Origin of the sequence: Streptomyces sp. NPDC007025, assembly GCF_042869455.1 — a bacterium.
Lineage (GTDB): Bacteria > Actinomycetota > Actinomycetes > Streptomycetales > Streptomycetaceae > Streptomyces.
The window spans coordinates 67,724-89,259 of sequence record NZ_JBIAFT010000012.1 but is presented as its reverse complement, the minus strand read 5'-3'; the positions used below and the strand labels follow the sequence as shown (position 1 = coordinate 89,259).

General features: G+C 68.0%; 15 protein-coding genes and 1 tRNA gene. 1 reads left to right on the top strand and 15 read right to left on the bottom strand.

All coding sequences use genetic code 11. The annotated features are described in order from the left end of the window. The first annotated feature begins 71 nt into the window (after positions 1-71). Positions 72-1,934: a coagulation factor 5/8 type domain-containing protein gene (locus tag ACFYMO_RS23385; protein WP_388548644.1), complete on the top strand. Its 1,863-nt coding sequence runs from the start codon at positions 72-74 to the stop codon at positions 1,932-1,934. 196 nt (positions 1,935-2,130) lie between these two features. Here the strand turns inward: ACFYMO_RS23385 and tuf are convergent, their stop codons facing one another. The 15 genes from tuf to ACFYMO_RS23310 form a co-directional block, all read right to left on the bottom strand. Continuing rightward, the gene (tuf, locus tag ACFYMO_RS23380; protein WP_276478322.1) at positions 2,131-3,324 is read right to left on the bottom strand and encodes an elongation factor Tu; all 1,194 of its coding nucleotides are present in this window, start codon (positions 3,322-3,324) and stop codon (positions 2,131-2,133) included. 248 nt (positions 3,325-3,572) lie between these two features. Beyond that, entirely contained in the window at positions 3,573-5,696 is a 2,124-nt protein-coding gene (gene fusA, locus ACFYMO_RS23375; RefSeq protein WP_366771776.1) for an elongation factor G, read from the bottom strand. A gap of 39 nt (positions 5,697-5,735) precedes the next feature. Then, the gene (rpsG, locus tag ACFYMO_RS23370; protein ID WP_019354980.1) at positions 5,736-6,206 is read right to left on the bottom strand and encodes a 30S ribosomal protein S7; all 471 of its coding nucleotides are present in this window, start codon (positions 6,204-6,206) and stop codon (positions 5,736-5,738) included. A 2-nt stretch (positions 6,207-6,208) separates the two neighbouring features. Beyond that, complete coding sequence (gene rpsL, locus ACFYMO_RS23365) at positions 6,209-6,580, bottom strand: 30S ribosomal protein S12 (RefSeq protein WP_003948652.1); 372 nt, start codon at positions 6,578-6,580, stop codon at positions 6,209-6,211. Positions 6,581-6,946: 366 nt separating this feature from the next. Next, a complete protein-coding gene (locus ACFYMO_RS23360; RefSeq protein WP_366771775.1) occupies positions 6,947-7,408 on the bottom strand; it encodes a DUF1707 and DUF4190 domain-containing protein in 462 nt (153 codons plus the stop codon). A gap of 312 nt (positions 7,409-7,720) precedes the next feature. Then, on the bottom strand, positions 7,721-11,620 hold the full coding sequence (locus tag ACFYMO_RS23355) for a DNA-directed RNA polymerase subunit beta' (protein WP_366771774.1): 3,900 nt from the start codon (positions 11,618-11,620) through the stop codon (positions 7,721-7,723). Between the two features lie 92 nt (positions 11,621-11,712). Beyond that, positions 11,713-15,195, bottom strand: a complete 3,483-nt coding sequence (gene rpoB, locus ACFYMO_RS23350) for a DNA-directed RNA polymerase subunit beta (RefSeq protein WP_366771773.1) — start codon at positions 15,193-15,195, stop codon at positions 11,713-11,715. Between the two features lie 530 nt (positions 15,196-15,725). Beyond that, on the bottom strand, positions 15,726-16,115 hold the full coding sequence (gene rplL, locus ACFYMO_RS23345; protein WP_099883455.1) for a 50S ribosomal protein L7/L12: 390 nt from the start codon (positions 16,113-16,115) through the stop codon (positions 15,726-15,728). Positions 16,116-16,265: 150 nt separating this feature from the next. Continuing rightward, positions 16,266-16,838 carry a 50S ribosomal protein L10 gene (rplJ, locus tag ACFYMO_RS23340; protein WP_366771771.1) on the bottom strand — a complete coding sequence of 191 codons (573 nt, stop codon included), beginning with the start codon at positions 16,836-16,838 and terminating at the stop codon, positions 16,266-16,268. Positions 16,839-17,206: 368 nt separating this feature from the next. Further along, on the bottom strand, positions 17,207-18,085 hold the full coding sequence (locus ACFYMO_RS23335) for a hypothetical protein (protein ID WP_366771770.1): 879 nt from the start codon (positions 18,083-18,085) through the stop codon (positions 17,207-17,209). A 272-nt stretch (positions 18,086-18,357) separates the two neighbouring features. Continuing rightward, the gene (rplA, locus tag ACFYMO_RS23330; RefSeq protein WP_366771769.1) at positions 18,358-19,083 is read right to left on the bottom strand and encodes a 50S ribosomal protein L1; all 726 of its coding nucleotides are present in this window, start codon (positions 19,081-19,083) and stop codon (positions 18,358-18,360) included. Positions 19,084-19,162: 79 nt separating this feature from the next. Further along, a complete protein-coding gene (rplK, locus tag ACFYMO_RS23325) occupies positions 19,163-19,597 on the bottom strand; it encodes a 50S ribosomal protein L11 (RefSeq protein WP_075003444.1) in 435 nt (144 codons plus the stop codon). A gap of 232 nt (positions 19,598-19,829) precedes the next feature. Further along, positions 19,830-20,708 carry a transcription termination/antitermination protein NusG gene (gene nusG, locus ACFYMO_RS23320; protein ID WP_366771768.1) on the bottom strand — a complete coding sequence of 293 codons (879 nt, stop codon included), beginning with the start codon at positions 20,706-20,708 and terminating at the stop codon, positions 19,830-19,832. A 73-nt stretch (positions 20,709-20,781) separates the two neighbouring features. Then, complete coding sequence (gene secE / locus ACFYMO_RS23315; RefSeq protein ID WP_366771767.1) at positions 20,782-21,063, bottom strand: preprotein translocase subunit SecE; 282 nt, start codon at positions 21,061-21,063, stop codon at positions 20,782-20,784. A gap of 117 nt (positions 21,064-21,180) precedes the next feature. Then, a tRNA-Trp gene (locus ACFYMO_RS23310) sits at positions 21,181-21,253 on the bottom strand. Positions 21,254-21,536 lie beyond the last annotated feature (283 nt).

Below are 21,536 nucleotides of genomic sequence, written 5' to 3'. Positions count from 1 at the left end.
TGAACCATTCAGCGGCGAGAGAGCGCTCCCTCACCCCCCATCGTTCATCTGATGAACAAGGAGAAGCGCCCATGCCCCCTTCCTCCGACAGTTCCTCCGACAGTTCCTCCGGCAGCTCCGCCGCCCGTTCCTCCGGCACTTCCGCCGCTCGCCCCGTGCCCGGCCGCCGTACCGTTCTCGGGGCCGCCGCGGCCGCCGTCCCCACGGCCCTCGTCGGCATGTCCGCACCCGCCTCGGCCGCCCCGGCACGGCGTCCGCGACCGACGGGCGGCGACGGCGCCCAGGACCTGCCCGGCGGCGGCGACCTCGGCCCCAACGTCATCGTGTTCGATCCCGCGACGCCCGGTATCCAGGCGAAGCTGGACGAGATCTTCCGGCAGCAGGAGTCCGCGCAGTTCGGCAGCGGCCGCTACGCGCTGCTGTTCAAGCCCGGCACCTACCAGGGACTCAACGCGCAGCTCGGCTTCTACACCTCGATCGCCGGTCTGGGCCTGTCCCCCGACGACACCACCATCAACGGCGATGTGACCGTGGACGCCGGATGGTTCGACGGGAACGCGACCCAGAACTTCTGGCGCTCGGCGGAGAACCTCGCGCTCGTCCCGGTCAGCGGCACCAACCGGTGGGCCGTCGCGCAGGCCGCGCCGTTCCGCCGGATGCACGTCCGCGGCGGCCTCAACCTCTCCCCGGCCGGCTACGGATGGGCCAGCGGCGGCTACATCGCCGACAGCCGGATCGACGGCCAGGTCGGACCCTACTCCCAGCAGCAGTGGTACACCCGGGACAGCGCGGTGGGCGGCTGGCTCAACGGCGTCTGGAACATGGTCTTCTCCGGCGTCGAGGGCGCTCCGGGGCAGAGCTTCCCCGAGCCCCCCTACACGACGCTGAACACGACGCCGATCTCGCGCGAGAAGCCGTTCCTCTACCTCGACGGCGCCGACTACCGGGTCTTCCTGCCGGAGAAGCGGACCGCGGCACGCGGCGTCACCTGGGGCAACGGCACTCCGCGCGGCACCTCGCTGCCGCTGTCCCAGTTCTACGTGGCACGGCCCGGCGACTCGGCGGCCACCCTCAACCAGGCGCTCGGCCAGGGGCTGCACCTGCTGCTCACGCCGGGTGTCTACCACCTCGACCAGCCGCTGAAGGTAGACCGGGCCGGGACGGTCGTGCTGGGTCTGGGCTACGCGACCCTGGTGCCGGAGGGGGGAGCCACCGCGGTACGGGTCGCCGACGTCGACGGGGTGCGGCTGGCCGGCTTCCTGGTCGACGCCGGGCCCACCAACTCCGAGACGCTGGTGGAGGTCGGGCCGCGGGGCGCCTCGGCGGACCACTCCGCGAATCCGATCACGGTGCAGGACGTGTTCGTCCGCATCGGCGGCAGCGGCGCGGGCAAGGCCACCACCAGCATCGTCGTCAACAGCCGGCACACCATCGTGGACCACACCTGGGTGTGGCGGGCCGACCACGGCACCGGCGTCGGCTGGGAGACGAACCGGGCCGACTACGGCGTCGTCGTCAACGGCGACGACGTGCTGGCGACCGGGCTGTTCGTGGAGCACTTCAACAAGTACGACGTGCAGTGGAACGGCCAGCGCGGCCGCACGATCTTCTTCCAGAACGAGAAGGCGTACGACGCGCCGAACCAGGCCGCGATCCAGAACGGTTCGATCAAGGGCTACGCCGCCTACAAGGTCGCCGACTCGGTCACCTCGCACGAGGCGTGGGGCCTGGGCAGCTACTGCTACTACAACGTCGATCCGACGATCGTCCAGCACCACGGCTTCGCCGCCCCGAACACCTCCGGGGTGAAGTTCCACGACGTGCTGGTGGTCTCGCTGGGCGGCAACGGCCAGTACGAGCGCGTCATCAACGACACCGGCTCGCCCACCTCGGGGACCTCGACCACGCCGTCCACGGTGGTCTCCTACCCCTGATCCGGGCGGGACACCGTCCTGGCGGAGCCGCGCGGGGAGCCGGCGGACCCGGCCCCGTCCCGCGGGCCGCGCATGCGAGAGGGCCCGTACGGCAGTACTGCCGTACGGGCCCTCTCGTCAGCCGAAGCCGATGCGCCGGCCGGGGCCGGCTGTCAGCCGAAGCCGGGATGCGCCGGGCGGACCCGGCGCAGCGAGGTCACTTGACGATCTTGGTGACCTGGCCGGCGCCCACGGTGCGGCCACCCTCACGGATGGCGAACTTGAGGCCCTCCTCCATGGCGACAGGCTGGATGAGCTGGACGCTCATCTCGGTGTTGTCGCCCGGCATGACCATCTCGGTGCCCTCGGGGAGGGTCACCACGCCGGTCACGTCGGTGGTGCGGAAGTAGAACTGCGGGCGGTAGTTGTTGAAGAACGGGGTGTGGCGGCCGCCCTCGTCCTTCGACAGGATGTACGCCTGCGCCTCGAACTCCGTGTGCGGGGTGACCGAGCCCGGCTTGATGATGACCTGGCCGCGCTCGACGTCCTCGCGCTTGATGCCGCGGAGCAGCAGACCGACGTTCTCACCGGCCTGACCCTCGTCCAGCAGCTTCCGGAACATCTCGATGCCGGTGACCGTGGTCGAGGTCTTGGTGTCCTTGATGCCGATGATGTCGACGTTCTCGTTGACCTTCAGCACACCGCGCTCGATACGGCCGGTGACGACCGTGCCGCGGCCGGTGATGGTGAAGACGTCCTCGATCGGCATCAGGAACGGCTTGTCGGTGTCGCGCTCCGGGGCCGGGATGGCCTCGTCGACGGCCGACATGAGCTTGACGACGGACTCGCCCCACTCCTTGTCGCCCTCCAGCGCCTTGAGCGCGGAGACCTTGACGACCGGAACCTCGTCGCCCGGGAACTCGTACTCCGAGAGCAGCTCACGGACCTCGAGCTCGACGAGCTCCATGATCTCCTCGTCGTCCACCATGTCGGCCTTGTTCAGGGCGACGACGATGTACGGAACGCCGACCTGGCGGGCCAGGAGCACGTGCTCCTTGGTCTGCGGCATCGGGCCGTCGGTGGCGGCGACCACGAGGATGGCGCCGTCCATCTGGGCGGCACCGGTGATCATGTTCTTGATGTAGTCCGCGTGACCCGGGCAGTCGACGTGGGCGTAGTGACGGTTCTCCGTCTGGTACTCGACGTGCGCGATGGAGATGGTGATACCGCGCTGGCGCTCTTCCGGCGCCTTGTCGATGTTCTCGAAGGCCGAAGCCTGGTTCAGTTCCGGGTACGCGTCGTGCAGCACCTTGGTGATCGCCGCGGTAAGAGTGGTCTTGCCGTGGTCGATGTGACCGATGGTGCCGATGTTGACGTGCGGCTTAGTCCGCTCGAACTTCGCCTTCGCCACTGGGGTCCTCCTGTGGACTGGTGCTGTACACCCTCCACATTTTGCGGAGGGGTTCAGGTGGTCGTACCGAACCGGTCAGGACCCCGAGGGGGATGCCCTTGACCTGTTCGCTTGGGTGGGCCGGCGGCCGGGGCGCTCCGGCACAGTCCGCGTCGGCGACCGAGCGATCTGTACCGGAGTGCCCCGAATGCCTTTGCTCAAGCCTAAGGGGTGAGGACAGGTGTCCTCCCCGCCCCTGGACGAGTGGGTTACTCGCCCTTGGCCTTCGCGATGATCTCCTCGGCGACGTTCTTGGGAACCTCACCGTAGGAGTCGAACTGCATGGAGTAGGTCGCACGGCCGGAGGTCTTGCTGCGCAGGTCTCCGACGTAGCCGAACATCTCCGACAGCGGTACCAGGCCGGTGACGAGCTTCGCGTTGCCCCGCTCCTCCATCGACTGGACCTGGCCGCGCCGCGAGTTGATGTCACCGATCACGTCGCCCATGTAGTCCTCGGGCGTCGTCACCTCGACCTTCATCAGCGGCTCCAGCAGGGCCGGGCTCGCCTTCCGGGCGGCTTCCTTGAACGCCATGGAACCGGCGATCTTGAACGCCATCTCGGAGGAGTCGACATCGTGGAAGGCACCGTCGAGCAGCGTCACGCGGACGCCGGTCAGCGGGTAGCCCGCCAGCACGCCGAACTCCATGGCCTCCTGGCAGCCCGCGTCCACGGACGGGATGTACTCCCGCGGGATACGGCCACCGGTGACCTGGTTGACGAACTCGTACCCGTCGCCCTCAAGCGGCTCGACGGCGATCTGCACCTTCGCGAACTGACCGGAACCACCGGTCTGCTTCTTGTGGGTGTAGTCGACCTTCTCGACCTTCTTGCGGAGCGACTCGCGGTAGGCCACCTGCGGCTTACCGACGTTGGCCTCGACCCGGAACTCGCGCTTCATACGGTCGACCAGCACGTCGAGGTGCAGTTCGCCCATACCGGCGATGATGGTCTGGCCGGTGTCCTCGTTGGTCTTGACCTGGAAGGACGGGTCCTCCTCGGCCAGCCGCTGGATCGCGACGCCCAGCTTCTCCTGGTCGCCCTTCGACTTGGGCTCGATGGCGACCTCGATGACCGGGGCCGGGAAGTCCATCGACTCCAGGACCACCGGGTTGCTCGCGTCGCTGAGGGTCTCACCGGTGGTGGTCTGCTTCAGACCCATGACGGCGACGATGTCGCCGGCACCCACCGACTCGATCTCCTCACGCTTGTTCGCGTGCATCCGGTAGATCTTGCCGATGCGCTCCTTGCGGCCCTTCACCGAGTTCAGGACCTGGGTACCGGTGTGCAGCCGGCCCGAGTAGACGCGCAGGAAGGTCAGCTTGCCCAGGTGCGGGTCGCTGGCGATCTTGAACGCCAGCGCCGACATCGGCTCCTCCTCGGAGGGCCGGCGCTTGATGACCTCGTCGGCGTCCTTGGGGGACTGGCCTTCGACGGCCTCGACGTCGATCGGGGCCGGCAGGTAGCGGGCGATCGCGTCGAGCAGGGGCTGCACGCCCTTGTTCTTGAACGCCGTACCGCAGAACACCGGGGTGACGGTGATGGTGCCCTCGGCGCCGGTGGAGGCGAGGGTGACCCGGCGGATCGCCGCCATGAGCTGGTCCTGGCTGGGCTCCTCGCCCTCCAGGTACAGCTCCATCATCTCCTCGTCGTTCTCCGCGACGGCCTCGAGCAGCTTTCCGCGCCACTCCTCGGCCGCCTCGACGTGGGTGTCCGGGATGTCGACGGTGTCGTACATCTCGCCCATCTTGGCCTCGGGCGACCAGACGAGGGCCTTCATCGACACCAGGTCGACGACGCCCTTGAAGTCCGCCTCGGTGCCGATCGGCAGCTGCATGACCAGCGGCACCGCACCCAGGCGGTCCACGATCATGTCCACGCAGCGGTGGAACTCGGCACCGGTGCGGTCGAGCTTGTTGACGAAGCAGATACGCGGAACGCCGTAGCGGTCGGCCTGCCGCCAGACCGTCTCGGACTGCGGCTCCACACCGGCGACACCGTCGAACACCGTCACGGCACCGTCGAGCACGCGCAGCGCACGCTCCACCTCGACGGTGAAGTCGACGTGGCCCGGGGTGTCGATGATGTTGATGGTGTAGTCGACGCCGTTGAGCGGCCAGTGAGTGGTCGTCGCGGCCGACGTGATCGTGATGCCGCGCTCCTGCTCCTGCTCCATCCAGTCCATCGTGGCTGCGCCGTCGTGGACCTCACCGATCTTGTAGCTGCGACCGGTGTAGAAGAGGATCCGCTCGGTGGTCGTCGTCTTGCCCGCGTCGATGTGCGCCATGATCCCGATGTTGCGGACCTTGGCAAGGTCAAGTGAAGTGGTAGCCATAAGGCTTCAGTCTTCTCTCGGTCTCGATGGGGGTAGCGACTACCAGCGGTAGTGCGCGAAGGCCTTGTTGGACTCGGCCATCTTGTGCGTGTCCTCGCGCTTCTTCACGGCGGCGCCGAGCCCGTTGGAGGCATCGAGCAGCTCGTTCATCAGACGCTCGGTCATGGTCTTCTCGCGGCGGGCGCGGGAGTAACCCACGATCCAGCGCAGCGCGAGCGTGGAGGAACGGCCGGGGCGGACCTCGACCGGAACCTGGTAGGTGGCGCCACCGACGCGGCGGGAGCGGACCTCGAGGGTCGGCTTGACGTTCTCCAGCGCGCGCTTCAGCGTGATGACCGGGTCGTTGCCGGTCTTCTCGCGCAGCCCCTCCATGGCGCCGTAGACGATGCGCTCGGCGGTGGAGCGCTTGCCGTTCAGCAGCACCTTGTTGATGAGGGAGGTCACCAGAGGAGAGCCGTAGACCGGGTCGATGATGACCGGGCGCTTCGGGGCGGGGCCCTTACGAGGCATTCTTACTTCTCCTTCTTGGCGCCGTAGCGGCTGCGAGCCTGCTTGCGGTTCTTGACGCCCTGCGTGTCGAGGGAGCCGCGGATGATCTTGTAGCGAACACCCGGCAGGTCCTTCACACGGCCACCGCGCACGAGCACGATGGAGTGCTCCTGCAGGTTGTGACCCTCACCCGGAATGTAGGCGGTCACCTCGATCCCACTGGTCAGGCGCACACGGGCGACCTTGCGCAGGGCCGAGTTCGGCTTCTTCGGGGTGGTCGTGAAAACACGCGTGCAGACGCCGCGACGCTGGGGCGAACCCTCCAGTGCGGGCGTCTTGTTCTTCTCGACCTTGTCCTGCCGGCCCTTGCGGACCAGCTGCTGGATCGTAGGCACCGTTTCTCCGGTTTCTGTGTGCCAGTCTCGGTAAAGCTAACCTGGGCCATACCCGACCCACGAGGTCGGGTGTGTCGAAGACTGCAGATCCCCGCTGAGGGCGGAAGACTTCTCCATGGTGAGAAGCATGCAGATCCCGGTATCACCTGCTGCGCGCACCGTCACCGCGTTCGCGGGGGACAACAGCGCAGGGGACACCCCAGGCACAGGAATTGAGGGTACCTACCTCATGGGCTGGGGTCAAAACAAATGGGGCGGCCACGATAGCGCCCCCGACCTGCGAGAAGAAGGGCACCGGGCCGCCCCCGGAACCGACGCGCCGCGCGGCTGCACCCCGCACCCGCCCGCCGGCAGCGCCGGAACCCGTCACGCTGTCGCCAGGATCACCCCGAAGACGATGGCCAGGAACACCCCGATGGCCACCCAGCCGAGCACCAGACCCGCCATCGCCAGACCCGCGCCCTGCTCCCCCGTCCTGCGGATCTCGGCCCGCGCCTTGTGCCCCAGGATCACCGCGGGGATCGCCGTCAGCCCGTACATCGGCGTCAGCACCCCGCAGACCAGTGCGCCGATCGCCGAACCGTTGGTGCTCGGCGGGGGCGGCGGCAGGAAGGTGCGCGGCACCGCCGGATAGGCGGGCTGCTGCGACGGCATCGGGACCGGCCCCTGCGGCAGATCCGCGATGAGCATGTTCAGCTCCCCGTACGTCTGCGCGTGCGAGGCGCGGGCCAACCGCTGCTCGTACTCCTCCTGTCCCAGCCGGCCCTCGCTGAAGCCGGCCTTCAGCACGTCGATCGCCCGCTCCCGGTCCGTGTGCGCGGCGCGCATCTGGCCCACCTGCTGGCCCTGGGCCGCAAAGGCTCCCGGACCGTTGCCCTGACTCGGGACAAGACCGGGCTGCTGCCCCTGGCCCGGGACACCCCGGGCATTCCACGGTCCGTACGCCACCGGCCCCCACCTCCCAGCTCGCTTACCGTCCCCTCCATCATCCATGACGCGGGCGGCCCGCGGACGGTTCGGCCGGTGCCGATACCGCGGGCCGGTAGACGACCGCGGGGCGGCCACCCCTCTCGGGTGACCGCCCCGCGGCGGATACCTCCGTCATCCGCCGTATCCGGCGGTGACTCGGGCACAGGCGACTCAGGCGTTGTACGGCCCGTAGTCGTAGTCCTCCAGCGGGACCGCCTGGCCGGAGCCGGTGCCGAAGGGCGAGTAGTCGATGTCGTCGTAACCGACGGCCGAGTACATCGCGGCCTTCGCCTCCTCGGTGGGCTCGACCCGGATGTTGCGGTAGCGGGACAGGCCCGTACCGGCCGGGATGAGCTTACCGATGATGACGTTCTCCTTGAGGCCGATCAGGGAGTCCGACTTGGCGTTGATCGCCGCGTCGGTCAGGACCCTGGTCGTCTCCTGGAAGGACGCCGCCGACAGCCACGACTCGGTGGCCAGCGACGCCTTGGTGATACCCATGAGCTGCGGACGGCCGGAGGCCGGGTGGCCGCCCTCCTGCACCACGCGCCGGTTCTCACCCTCGAACTTGGTGCGCTCCACCAGCTCGCCGGGCAGCAGCTCGGCGTCGCCGGACTCGATGATCGTCACCCGGCGCAGCATCTGCCGGATGATGATCTCGATGTGCTTGTCGTGGATCGACACACCCTGCGAGTTGTAGACCTTCTGGACCTCGCCCACCAGGTGCACCTGGACCGCGCGCTGGCCGAGGATACGGAGCACGTCGTGCGGGTTCTCCGTACCGACGGTCAGCCGCTGGCCGACGGAGACGTGGTCGCCCTCGCCCACCAGGAGGCGGGCCCGCTTGGAGACCGCGTAGGAGGTCTCATCCGAGCCGTCGTCCGGGGTGACGATGACCTTCTTGGTCTTCTCCGTCTCCTCGATCCGCGCCCGGCCGGCCGACTCGGAGATCGGCGCGACGCCCTTGGGCGTCCGGGCCTCGAACAGCTCGACGACACGCGGCAGACCCTGGGTGATGTCGTCACCGGCCACACCACCGGTGTGGAAGGTACGCATCGTCAGCTGGGTGCCGGGCTCACCGATCGACTGGGCAGCGATGATGCCGACGGCCTCGCCGATGTCGACCAGCTTGCCGGTGGCCAGCGAACGGCCGTAGCACATGGCGCAGGTGCCCACGTGCGACTCGCAGGTGAGGATCGAGCGGGTCTTGACGGTCTCGATGCCGTGCCGGACCAGCTCGTCGATGAGCACGTCGCCCAGGTCGGTACCGGCCGGGGCCAGCACCATGCCGTCGACGACGATGTCCTCGGCGAGGCAGCGCGCGTACACGCTGGTCTCGACGTCCTCCGCCTTGCGCAGCACACCGTCCTCGCCCTTGGAGGCGATGGACAGCTTGAGGCCGCGGTCGGTCCCGCAGTCCTCCTCGCGGATGATCACGTCCTGCGAGACGTCCACCAGACGCCGGGTGAGGTATCCCGAGTCCGCCGTACGCAGCGCCGTGTCGGCGAGACCCTTACGGGCGCCGTGCGTGGAGATGAAGTACTCCAGCACGGAGAGGCCCTCGCGGAAGGACGCCTTGATGGGACGCGGGATGGTCTCGTTCTTGGCGTTGGACACCAGACCGCGCATACCCGCGATCTGACGCATCTGCATCATGTTCCCTCGGGCGCCCGAGTCCACCATCATGAAGATCGGGTTCGTCTTCGGGAAGTTCTCGTTCATCGCCTCGGAGACCTCGTTGGTCGCCTTGGTCCAGATGGCGATGAGCTCCTGCGTGCGCTCGTCCTTGGTGATCAGACCGCGCTCGTACTGCTTCTGGACCTTCTCGTCCTGGGCCTCGTAACCGGCGATGATCTCCGGCTTGGCGTCCGGGACGACGACGTCCGTGATCGCGATGGTGACACCCGAGCGGGTCGCCCAGAAGTAACCGGCCGACTTCAGGTTGTCCAGCGCAGCGGCGACGACGACCTTGGGGTAGCGCTCGGCCAGGTCGTTGACGATCTGGGAGAGCTGCTTCTTGCCCACGGTGTAGTCGACGAACGGGTACTCCTCGGGCAGCAGCTCATTGAAGAGCGCCCGGCCCAGGGAGGTGTGCAGCCGGAACGGGTCACCGGGCTGCCACTCCTGCTCGCCCTCCTCCGGCGCCGGCGGGGTCCAGCCCAGCGGCGGAGTGGTGCCGACCGGGAACCGGATGTCGATCTTCGCCTGGAGCGACAGCTCCCCGGCGTCGAACGCCATGATCGCTTCCGCGGTGGAGTTGAACGAGCGACCGTCGCCCTTGGTGACGCGCTGCTCCTCGTCAGTGGTGAGGAAGAACAGACCCAGGACCATGTCCTGCGTCGGCATCGTCACCGGCCGGCCGTCGGCCGGCTTGAGGATGTTGTTCGAGGACAGCATCAGGATGCGGGCCTCGGCCTGCGCCTCCGCGGACAGCGGCAGGTGCACGGCCATCTGGTCACCGTCGAAGTCCGCGTTGAACGCGGTGCACACGAGCGGGTGAATCTGAATGGCCTTGCCCTCGACGAGCTGCGGCTCGAACGCCTGGATGCCGAGGCGGTGCAGGGTCGGCGCACGGTTGAGCAGCACCGGGTGCTCCGCGATGACCTCTTCCAGCACGTCGTAGACGACCGTGCGGCCGCGCTCGACCATGCGCTTGGCGCTCTTGATGTTCTGCGCGTGGTTGAGGTCCACCAGCCGCTTCATCACGAACGGCTTGAACAGCTCCAGCGCCATCGCCTTGGGCAGCCCGCACTGGTGCAGCTTGAGCTGCGGGCCGACGACGATGACCGAACGGGCGGAGTAGTCGACGCGCTTGCCCAGCAGGTTCTGCCGGAAGCGGCCCTGCTTGCCCTTGAGCATGTCGGACAGCGACTTGAGCGGGCGGTTGCCCGGACCGGTGACCGGACGGCCGCGGCGGCCGTTGTCGAACAGCGCGTCGACGGCCTCCTGGAGCATCCGCTTCTCGTTGTTGACGATGATCTCGGGCGCGCCGAGGTCGAGAAGCCGCTTCAGGCGGTTGTTCCGGTTGATCACCCGGCGGTACAGGTCGTTCAGGTCGGAGGTGGCGAACCGGCCACCGTCCAGCTGCACCATCGGACGCAGGTCCGGCGGGATGACCGGCACGCAGTCCAGCACCATGCCCTTGGGGCTGTTGCTGGTCTGCAGGAAAGCGGAGACGACCTTGAGCCGCTTCAGGGCGCGGGTCTTCTTCTGTCCCTTGCCGGTGCGGATGACCTCGCGGAGCCGCTCGGCCTCCTCGTCCAGGTCGAAGGTCTCCAGGCGCTTCTGCAGCGCGGCAGCGCCCATGGAGCCGTCGAAGTAGGTCCCGAAGCGGTCGCGCAGCTCGCGGTAGAGCAGCTCGTCGCCCTCCAGGTCCTGCACCTTGAGGTTCTTGAAGCGGTTCCAGACCTCGTCCAGCCGGTCCAGCTCACGCTGGGCGCGGTCGCGGATCTGCTTCATCTCGCGCTCGGCGCCCTCGCGCACCTTGCGGCGCACGTCGGCCTTGGCGCCCTCGGCCTCCAGCTCGGCCAGATCGCCTTCCTGCTTCTTGGCGCGGGCCTCCAGGTCGGAGTCCCGGCGCTGCTCGATCTGCTGGCGCTCCACACCGACGTGCGCCTCCAGGGAGGGCAGGTCGCGGGTGCGGCGCTCCTCGTCGACGTACGTGATCATGTACGCCGCGAAGTAGATGACCTTCTCCAGGTCCTTCGGGGCCAGGTCGAGCAGGTAGCCCAGCCGCGAGGGAACGCCCTTGAAGTACCAGATGTGGGTCACGGGCGCGGCCAGCTCGATGTGGCCCATCCGCTCACGGCGCACCTTGGCGCGGGTCACCTCGACGCCGCAGCGCTCGCAGATGATGCCCTTGAAGCGGACGCGCTTGTACTTGCCGCAGTAGCACTCCCAGTCCCGGGTCGGACCGAAGATCTTCTCGCAGAAGAGTCCGTCCTTCTCGGGCTTGAGGGTGCGGTAGTTGATGGTCTCCGGCTTCTTGACCTCGCCGTGCGACCACTGACGGATGTCGTCAGCGGTGGCCAGGCCGATTCGCAGTTCGTCGAAGAAGTTGACGTCGAGCACTCTCGTCAATCCCTCTCAGGGTCGTGTGTCAATGGTCTGAACGGGGTCGCGGGGAGGGCCGGGGCACGCGGAGCGTGCCCCGGCCGACTCCGTCAGACCTCTTCGACGCTGCTCGGCTCGCGCCGGGACAGGTCGATTCCGAGCTCCTCCGCCGCGCGGAAGACGTCCTCGTCGGTGTCACGCATCTCGATCGACATGCCGTCCGAGGACAGCACCTCGACGTTGAGGCAGAGCGACTGCATCTCCTTGATGAGCACCTTGAAGGACTCGGGGATGCCCGGCTCGGGGATGTTCTCGCCCTTGACGATGGCCTCGTAGACCTTCACGCGGCCGGTGACGTCGTCGGACTTGATGGTCAGCAGCTCCTGCAGCGCGTACGCGGCGCCGTACGCCTCCAGGGCCCACACCTCCATCTCACCGAAGCGCTGGCCACCGAACTGGGCCTTACCACCCAGCGGCTGCTGGGTGATCATGGAGTACGGACCGGTCGAGCGGGCGTGCAGCTTGTCGTCGACCAGGTGGTGCAGCTTGAGGATGTACATGTACCCGACCGAGATCGGGTCCGGGAACGGCTCGCCGGAGCGCCCGTCGAACAGGTGCGCCTTGCCGGAGGGCTGGACCATCCGGTCGCCGTCCCGGTTGGGCAGCGTGGCCTGGAACAGACCGGCGATCTCGTCCTCGCGGGCGCCGTCGAAGACCGGCGTCGCCACGTTGGTCTTCGGGGCGACCTCGTCGGCACCGATGGACTGCAGGCGCTGCATCCACTCCTCGGAGCCCTCGACCTTCCAGCCCTGCGAGGCCAGCCAGCCCAGGTGGATCTCCAGGACCTGGCCCGGGTTCATCCGGGAGGGGACACCCAGCGGGTTGAGGATCACGTCGACCGGGGTGCCGTCCTCCAGGAACGGCATGTCCTCGACCGGCAGGATCTTCGAGATGACGCCCTTGTTGCCGTGTCGGCCGGCGAGCTTGTCACCGTCGGTGATCTTGCGCTTCTGGGCGACGTAGACCCGCACGAGCTGGTTGACGCCGGGCGGCAGTTCGTCGCCCTCCTCGCGGTCGAAGACGCGGACGCCGATGACCTTGCCGGTCTCGCCGTGCGGCACCTTCAGCGAGGTGTCGCGGACCTCGCGCGCCTTCTCACCGAAGATCGCGCGCAGCAGCCGCTCCTCGGGGGTCAGCTCGGTCTCACCCTTGGGGGTGACCTTGCCGACGAGGATGTCGCCCGCCTCGACCTCGGCACCGATGCGGATGATGCCGCGCTCGTCGAGGTCGGCCAGGACCTCCTCGGAGACGTTCGGGATGTCCCGGGTGATCTCCTCCGGGCCGAGCTTGGTGTCGCGCGCGTCGACCTCGTGCTCCTCGATGTGGATCGAGGAGAGGACGTCGTCCTGCACCAGCCGCTGGCTGAGGATGATCGCGTCCTCGTAGTTGTAGCCCTCCCACGGCATGAAGGCCACGAGCAGGTTCTTGCCGAGCGCCATCTCACCTTCGTCGGTGGACGGGCCGTCGGCCAGCACCTGGCCCTCGATGACGCGGGCACCCTCGTCCACGAGCACCTTCTGGTTGAAGGAGGTGCCCTGGTTGGAGCGGGTGAACTTGGCGACCCGGTAGGTGTTGTACGTGCCGTCGTCGTTGGCCACCGTGACGTAGTCGGCGGAGACCTCCTGGACGACACCGTCCTTCTCGGCCTTGATGACGTCGCCGGCGTCGACCGCGCAGCGGTACTCCATGCCGGTGCCGACCAGCGGGGACTCGGCCTTGATGAGCGGCACGGCCTGCCGCATCATGTTCGACCCCATCAGGGCGCGGTTGGCGTCGTCGTGCTCCAGGAACGGGATCATGGCGGTCGCGACCGACACCATCTGGCGCGGCGAGACGTCCATGTAGTCCACGTCGTCACCCGGGATCAGGTCGACCTCGCCGCCGCGGCGGCGGACCAGCACCCGGTCCTCGGCGAACCGCATCTCCTCGGTGAGGGGCGCGTTCGCCTGGGCGATCACGAAGCGGTCCTCCTCGTCGGCGGTGAGGTAGTGCACCTCGTCGCTGACGACGCCCTCGATCACCTGGCGGTACGGGGTCTCGACGAAACCGAAGGGGTTCAGCCGGCCGTAGGAGGCGAGCGAGCCGATCAGACCGATGTTCGGTCCTTCCGGCGTCTCGATCGGGCACATCCGGCCGTAGTGCGAGGGGTGCACGTCACGGACCTCGAAGCCGGCCCGCTCCCGGCTGAGACCACCCGGGCCCAGCGAGTTGAGGCGCCGCTTGTGGGTGAGCCCGGAGATCGGGTTCGTCTGGTCCATGAACTGGGAGAGCTGGCTGGTGCCGAAGAACTCCTTGATGGAGGCGACGACCGGCCGGATGTTGATCAGGGTCTGCGGCGTGATCGCCTCGACGTCCTGGGTGGTCATCCGCTCGCGCACCACGCGCTCCATACGGGCGAGACCCGTACGGACCTGGTTCTGGATCAGCTCGCCGACGTTGCGCAGCCGGCGGTTGCCGAAGTGGTCGATGTCGTCGGTCTCGATGACGATCGTGTCGCCCTCGGCGGACTGCGACTCGCTCTCGCCCGCGTGCAGCTTCACCAGGTACTTGATCGTGGCGATGATGTCGGCGGTGGTCAGCACGCCGGAGTCCAGCGGCTCGTCGCCGCCGAGCTTCTTGTTGATCTTGTACCGGCCGACCTTGGCCAGGTCGTAGCGCTTCGGGTTGAAGTAGAGGTTCTCCAGCAGCGTCTGCGCGGCCTCGCGGGTCGGCGGCTCACCCGGGCGCAGCTTGCGGTAGATGTCGAGCAGCGCGTCGTCCTGACCCTGGGTGTGGTCCTTCTCCAGGGTGGCGCGCATGGACTCGTACTGGCCGAACTCCTCCAGGATCTGCTCGGTGGTCCAGCCGAGCGCCTTGAGCAGGACGGTGACGGACTGCTTGCGCTTGCGGTCGATGCGGACACCGACCATGTCGCGCTTGTCGACCTCCATCTCCAGCCAGGCACCGCGGGAGGGGATGACCTTGGCGGAGTAGATGTCCTTGTCGGAGGTCTTGTCGATCGAGGAGTCGAAGTAGACACCCGGGGACCGGACGAGCTGGGTGACGACGACACGCTCGGTGCCGTTGATCACGAAGGTGCCCTTGTTGGTCATGAGCGGGAAGTCGCCCATGAAGACCGTCTGCGACTTGATCTCGCCGGTCTCGTTGTTGGTGAACTCGGCGGTGACGAACAGCGGAGCCGCGTACGTGAAGTCGCGCTCCTTGCACTCGTCGATCGAGTTCTTGGGGGGCTCGAAGCGGTGGTCGCGGAAGGTCAGCGACATCGACCCGGAGAAGTCCTCGATCGGCGAGATCTCCTCGAAGATCTCCTCCAGACCGGACTTGGTGGGAACGTTCTGTCCGCTGTCCAGCGCGGCCTCGACGCGAGCCTTCCAGGCGTCGTTGCCGAGCAGCCAGTCGAAGCTCTCGGTCTGGAGTGCGAGAAGGTTGGGGACCTCAAGAGGCTCCCTGATCTTCGCAAAAGAGATACGCAGCGGGGCAGTGCTGGCGCCGTTGTTCGAATTTGCAGTCGAGGCAGTGCGCGAGGCGGCCAAGAGGGGGTCCTTCCGAGGGCTCGGACTCTCTACACGCATACCGGTGCCCCTGGTGACGGGCAGGGGGCAGCTAATAGGCAGCGCAAAGGGTCAGTGTAGCCACAAGGCCCACTGATGTCCAGTAAGGATGACGGGAAACCGGCTCACGCCCCGGTCTCCACCTCCTGCGATTGTTCTGCTCCGTCCCGCCCGGTCCCCGGCGGCCTCGATTCGCCGGGGGTGGACGCGCCTGCCGCGGCTCGTCGTGCCTGCCGCAACACTTCCCGCTTCGCCGCCGATCCATGCCTCGGAGTTCGGATCGATGTGACGACGCGCCCCGAGAATTACGCGCTGCGTGCCGTTCGTCAAGGGCCTCAGGGACAACGAAGATCACCATACCCGCCGAGGCCCGCGCAGCACGCGACCGTCCAGCAAAGGCGAAGGGCGACCACCCGTCTGGGTGATCGCCCTTCGCCGCCCGGCTACCCCGTGCGGAGTAGCCCGCGGCCTGCCGTGCTGACTCGGTGAGCCGGTGGCTCAGCGAGTACGGGTCACTTGACCTCGACCGACGCGCCGGCGCCCTCGAGGGACTCCTTGGCCTTGTCGGCGGCGTCCTTGGCGACCTTCTCGAGGACCGGCTTCGGGGTGCCGTCCACGAGCTCCTTGGCCTCCTTCAGACCCAGCGAGGTCAGCTCGCGCACGACCTTGATGACCTGGATCTTCTTGTCGCCGGCGCCGGTCAGGATGACGTCGAACTCGTCCTGCTCGGGCTCGGCCTCGGCGGCGGCACCCGGCGCACCCGGCGCGGCGACGACGGCGGCGGCCGGGGCGGCGGCCTCGACGTCGAACTTCTCCTCGAACTTCTTCACGAAGTCCGACAGCTCGATGAGGGTCATCTCCTCGAACTGGGCAAGCAGTTCGTCCTGGCTGAGCTTCGCCATGGTTGTGGTCCTTCCACTTCAGTCGGCTGGTGCCGGATCAATATGTCGGCGGGCTTACGGCCCGCTGTGACCGAATACGGTGAGTGAGCTGAGGCGAACGGTGCGCGGTACCCCGCCGGAGCGGGCCACCGGGTGCGCCGCGCCCCGGAACTACTCGGACTCGGTCTCGGCGGGAGCCGTGGTGTCGGCACCGCCCTGCTCTTCGACCTTGCTGCGAAGCGCGTCCGCGGTGCGGACGAACTTCGAGAGCGGGGCCTGGAAGGTCGCCGCGGCCTTGGCCATGGACGCCTTCATGCCACCGGCCAGCTTGGCGAGCAGCACCTCGCGGGACTCGACGTCCGCGAGCTTCTTGAGGTCGTCGGCGCCGTACAGCGTGCCGTCGACCATGCCGCCCTTGATCACGAGGGCGGGGTTCTCCTTGGCGAAGTCACGAAGACCCTTCGCCGCCGTGACCGGGTCACCGGTCACGAAGGCCACAGCCGAGGAGCCCGTCAGGAACTCGTCGAGCTCGTCGATCCCGGCCTCGTTGGCCGCGATCTTGGTCAGCGTGTTCTTCACCACACGGTACTGAGCGTTCTCACCGAGTGCACGGCGCAGCTGCCTGAGCTGCGCCACGGAGAGTCCGGTGTACGCGGTGACCACAGCGGCGTTGGAGTCACGGAACTTGTTCGTGATCTCGTCGACGGCTGCGATCTTGTCGGGAGCGACCTGTTCCCTCGCCATGAGCCTCGGCCTCCTTCCGGGTGATGAGGACCGCTCGGAAGGGGCTGAACACGACAAACGCCCCAGCGCAGGCGCATGGGGCGTCACCTCGACCGGAGCACGCACGGCGCCCCGGGAGTTCTTCCTCAATCACCTGCGCGGGTCGTCCGCAGCGAGCGGATCCTTCGGCCGCCGGCGCTCTGAGCGCGCACGACGACGACCAGCGGTCTTTGGCTTCACGTGGAGAGTACGCGAACGTGCCCGGGACCGCCAAATCCGGTCCCGGGCACGCGGAGCACGCGGCAGACCGGCGCCCTCTCGGCGCCGCACCGGTTCCGGGCGGGCGCCGTCAGCTCTGGCAGGCGCCGGTCAGCTCTGGCAGGCGCCGGTCAGCTCTGGCCGGTGCCGCCGTTCAGCATCGCTGCGGCGTCCGTGGTCTCGGAGGCGGGCGGCGCGGTCACGTTCACCGACGTGCCGTAGTCCGAGTAGTAGTTCGTGGCGTCGATGCTCGTGGAGCCGTCCGCATTCTTGGCCGTCTCGTGCTTCTTGACCAGCAGGTCGTCCTCATCGATCCACAGATCGATCTTCTCCTTCTCCAGACCCTGCTGCTTGAACTGCTTCTCCAGCGCGTCGAGGTCCTTCTCGGAGAGGTCCTTCGACTGCATCCGGGTCAGCTCGTTGACGGAGATCGTGCCCGAGTAGCGCGTCGCCTTCTTGCCGCGCACCGTCTCGGTACCGAGCGCCTTGACCTTGCCCGAGGCCAGCACGAGCTGCACCGAGCGGGCCGGGTTGTTGTTCTGCATCTGGTCCTTGAGCATGGCGCCCGAGGCGCCGCCCTTCTGAGCCAGCACGTCGTAGTCGTACTTCATCCACGGCTTGCCGCCGGGCGCACCGGACGCGGGCTGGACGTACATGGCGTCGGGCAGATAGCGCGCCTTGGCCGACTGGTTGCCGGCCCCGCCCATGGTCAGGTCGGCCTCGCCCTTCATGCCGCCGCCGGACCAGTCGAAGGCGCCCTCCATCTCGGTCTTCATCGACTTGCCCTGGACCGTCTGGTTGTTGACGCCCTCGACCTTGGCGGAGTTCTGGTTGTCGGTGGCCGTCGACGCCTTCTTCAGCGCCGCCAGCGCGCCCTGGAGAGCCGACCCTCCGGCCTTGTCCGCACCGCCTCCGCCGCCGTCTCCGTTCGCCTTCTCGCTGCCGCACGCCGTCAGCCCGGCTATGAGCGCGATACCCGCGGCAGCAGCCGCCGCCCTCGTCTTCCGCATGGGATTCAGCCCCCCTGTTGCTGGACGGGCCCCGAGGGCCCCCGTTCTTACCCGCACCTTATGCAACACAGGAGACGCGGCACACACCGGTCGGGGTTCCACGATCCCGGGGACCCGGCGCGACGGGCCCGCAGCAGCGGCGGGCAGCACCGAAGAACACGGCGCAGCCGGCCCTGGAGACAACGCCCGGGAGACGACGCGAGGCCGGTGTCCGCCCCCCAGGGAGCGGACACCGGCCTCGGTGCGCCGTACGGTGGCCGACCGGTCGCGGATCAGGCCGCGGCGGCCGGGTCCTCCTCGACGAGGAGGTTGCGGGTGCGGTTCGGGTCGACCGGCACACTCGGGCCCATCGTGGTGGTGAAGGAAGCCTTCTTGATGTACCGGCCCTTCGCCGCCGCGGGCTTCAGCCTGGTGATCTCCTCAAGGGCGGCGGCGTAGTTCTCGACGAGCTGCTGCTCGCCGAAGGACGCCTTGCCGATGATGAAGTGCAGGTTGGCGTGCTTGTCGACGCGGAACTCGATCTTGCCGCCCTTGATGTCGTTCACGGCCTTGGTCACGTCGGGGGTGACGGTGCCGGTCTTCGGGTTCGGCATCAGGCCACGCGGACCGAGCACGCGGCCGAGGCGGCCGACCTTGCCCATCAGGTCCGGGGTGGCGACGACGGCGTCGAAGTCGAGACGGCCGCCGGCGACCTCCTCGATGAGCTCGTCGGAGCCGACGATGTCGGCCCCAGCGGCCTCCGCCGCCGCAGCACGGTCGCCGGTCGCGAAGACCAGGACCCGGGCGGTCTTACCGGTGCCGTGCGGGAGGTTGACGGTGCCGCGGACCATCTGGTCGGCCTTGCGCGGGTCGACGCCCAGGCGCATGGCGACCTCGACGGTCGCGTCGAACTTCTTCGTGGAGGTCTCCTTGGCGAGGCGGACGGCCTCCAGCGGCGCGTACAGCCGCGCCTTGTCGATCTTCGCGTCCGCTTCGCGGAGAGTCTTGCTGCGCTTCACTGCTGCTCCTGACGGTATGGAGTCGTGGTGCGGACCAGCGCCTGGCCCTGCCACGGGGGTGGGATCGGTTGCCGGGGGCTCAGCCCTCGACGGTCACACCCATGGAACGGGCGGTACCGGCGATGATCTTCTCCGCCTGGTCCAGATCGTTGGCGTTGAGGTCGGGCATCTTGGTGGTGGCGATCTCGCGCACCTGGTCGCGGCTGATCTTGGCGACCTTGGTGGTGTGCGGGGTGCCCGAGCCCTTCTCGACGCCCGCGGCCTTGAGGATCATCTTCGAGGCCGGCGGCGTCTTGGTGATGAAGGTGAAGGAGCGGTCCTCGTAGACCGTGATCTCCACCGGGATCACCCAGCCGCGCTGCGACTCGGTCGCCGCGTTGTAGGCCTTGCAGAACTCCATGATGTTGACGCCGTGCTGACCCAGCGCCGGGCCGACCGGCGGAGCCGGGTTGGCCGCACCGGCCTGGATCTGGAGCTTGATCAGCCCCGCGACCTTCTTCTTCTTGGGAGGCATGTTCTCTCCGGGTCCTGGTGAGAGGTGATTCGTCCGCCGCCCGTCACCCGGGCGGAGGCATACCGCACAACGATAGCCCGTACCGTCACGCGGCTTGAAACCGAGCAGGTCAGGAAGGGCGCGAGGGCCCTTCCTGACCTGTCCGGAAGCTGGTTTGTCCGCTCCCCGGGCGGTAGCCGCGGCCGGGAGCCGGCACGGGGGTGCCGTCCGGCCGGGGCCCGGGTGGGGAGCGTCAGTTCTTCTGGATCTGGTCGAAGCTGAGCTCGACCGGGGTCTCACGGCCGAAGATCTCGACGAGGCCCTTGACCTTCTTGGAGTCGGCGTTGATCTCGTTGATGGTCGCCTGGAGGGTGGCGAACGGGCCGTCGGTGACGGTGACCGAGTCGCCGACCTCGAAGTCGAGGACCTGGACCTCCACCTTGCGGCCGGGGGTGCCCGCAGGCTTCCCCTCCTCGTCGGCGGCGGCGGCCTTGGCGGCCTTCTCCTCCGCCTCGGGGGCCAGCATCTTGACGATCTCGTCGAGCGTCAGCGGGTACGGGTCGTAGGCGTTGCCGACGAAGCCGGTGACACCGGGCGTGTTGCGGACGACGCCCCACGACTCGTTGGTGAGGTCCATCCGGACCAGCACATAGCCGGGGAGCTTGTTCTGGCGCACGGTGCGGCGGTCGCCGTTCTTGATCTGGACGACCTCCTCCTGCGGCACCTCGGCCTGGAAGATGAAGTCCTCGACGTTGAGCGAGACGGCGCGCTGCTCCAGGTTGGTCTTCACCCGGTTCTCGTAGCCCGCGTAGGTGTGGATCACATACCACTCGCCGGGCAGGAAGCGCAGTTCGTCGCGGAGCTGGGCGACGGGGTCGATCTGCTCCTCCTCGGCCTCCTCGGCCTCGGCTGCGGCGGTCTCCTCGGCCGCGGCGGCAGCGTCCTCGGGGGACTCGACCGCGATCCCGGCCTCGTCCTCCTCGCGGACGGCGGCCTCCTCGGCGGGCTCACCGGCAGCGGCCTCGGCGGCTTCCGCCCGGTCGACGCTGCTGTCCGCGGCCTCGACGATGTCGCGCGCCGTGTCATCACCCTCGGCGGGCTCGACGGCATCGTTCATGTTCGGCTCAGACACGGTGGCTGCTTCTTCCTGGCTTCAAGGGGTCGAACATGCGGAAAGCCCCGCGAAGGGGGCTCTGCGCGGAGGGTCAGCCGAAGACGTGTTTCATGACTTCGGTCAGCCCATAGTCAATCACGAACACCAAGGCGATGATGATGACCACGAAGACGATCACCACGCTCGTGTACGTGGAGAGCTGCTGCCGCGTCGGCCAGACGACCTTCCGGAGCTCCGCGATGATCTGGCGGTAGAAAAGGCCGAGTCGAGCCAGAGGCCCCTTCTTCGCCCGCTTTCCGCCCTTGCGCGGCTTCTTGCCCTCGGACGACCCTCCGGGCTCGGGGACCTCGGTGGTATCCGTGATCTCCGTCACTCGTCCTCACCTGATCCGGGTCGTTGCCCTGCGGCGTCCGGCCCGGCCGCACGGCGGTGCAATTCAGTGCAATTCACGCATGGTACGCACGCACACACCTTGGCGACGTGTGTGTAGCAGGGCCGGAGGGACTCGAACCCCCAACCGCTGGTTTTGGAGACCAGTGCTCTTCCAATTGAGCTACGACCCTTTGTGTTCCCTCAACCTACCGCATCCATGCCCTCGCACGGAGTGCGCATCGCGAGCGGGCTGCGAGTGACGGTTGAAGGCCAACGACATGGGAGTGTACGTGCTCAGGAGCCGGGCGTCGAACAGGATCCACCCCACCGTCCCCGCCGGAGGTCCCGCCGAAGGCGACACCGCGGCCGCCCGGAGGCCATCCCACCACTCCGCCGGAGGCCCTTCAGCCGCCCGCCGGAGGAGGTGCTCCGCCCGCGCCGGATGTGACGCGGTAGCCGCGGAACCCCGGTGCC

Excerpts from the sequence above, each read along its gene's own strand:
- ACFYMO_RS23385 (WP_388548644.1), top strand. The coding sequence starts at position 72 with ATGCCCCCTTCCTCCGACAGTTCCTCCGACAGTTCCTCCGGCAGCTCC.
- fusA (WP_366771776.1), bottom strand. The coding sequence starts at position 5,696 with ATGGCTACCACTTCACTTGACCTTGCCAAGGTCCGCAACATCGGGATC.
- rpsG (WP_019354980.1), bottom strand. The coding sequence starts at position 6,206 with ATGCCTCGTAAGGGCCCCGCCCCGAAGCGCCCGGTCATCATCGACCCG.
- ACFYMO_RS23360 (WP_366771775.1), bottom strand. The coding sequence starts at position 7,408 with ATGCGCGCCGCGCACACGGACCGGGAGCGGGCGATCGACGTGCTGAAG.
- rplL (WP_099883455.1), bottom strand. The coding sequence starts at position 16,115 with ATGGCGAAGCTCAGCCAGGACGAACTGCTTGCCCAGTTCGAGGAGATG.
- rplJ (WP_366771771.1), bottom strand. The coding sequence starts at position 16,838 with ATGGCGAGGGAACAGGTCGCTCCCGACAAGATCGCAGCCGTCGACGAG.
- ACFYMO_RS23335 (WP_366771770.1), bottom strand. The coding sequence starts at position 18,085 with ATGCGGAAGACGAGGGCGGCGGCTGCTGCCGCGGGTATCGCGCTCATA.
- rplK (WP_075003444.1), bottom strand. The coding sequence starts at position 19,597 with ATGCCTCCCAAGAAGAAGAAGGTCGCGGGGCTGATCAAGCTCCAGATC.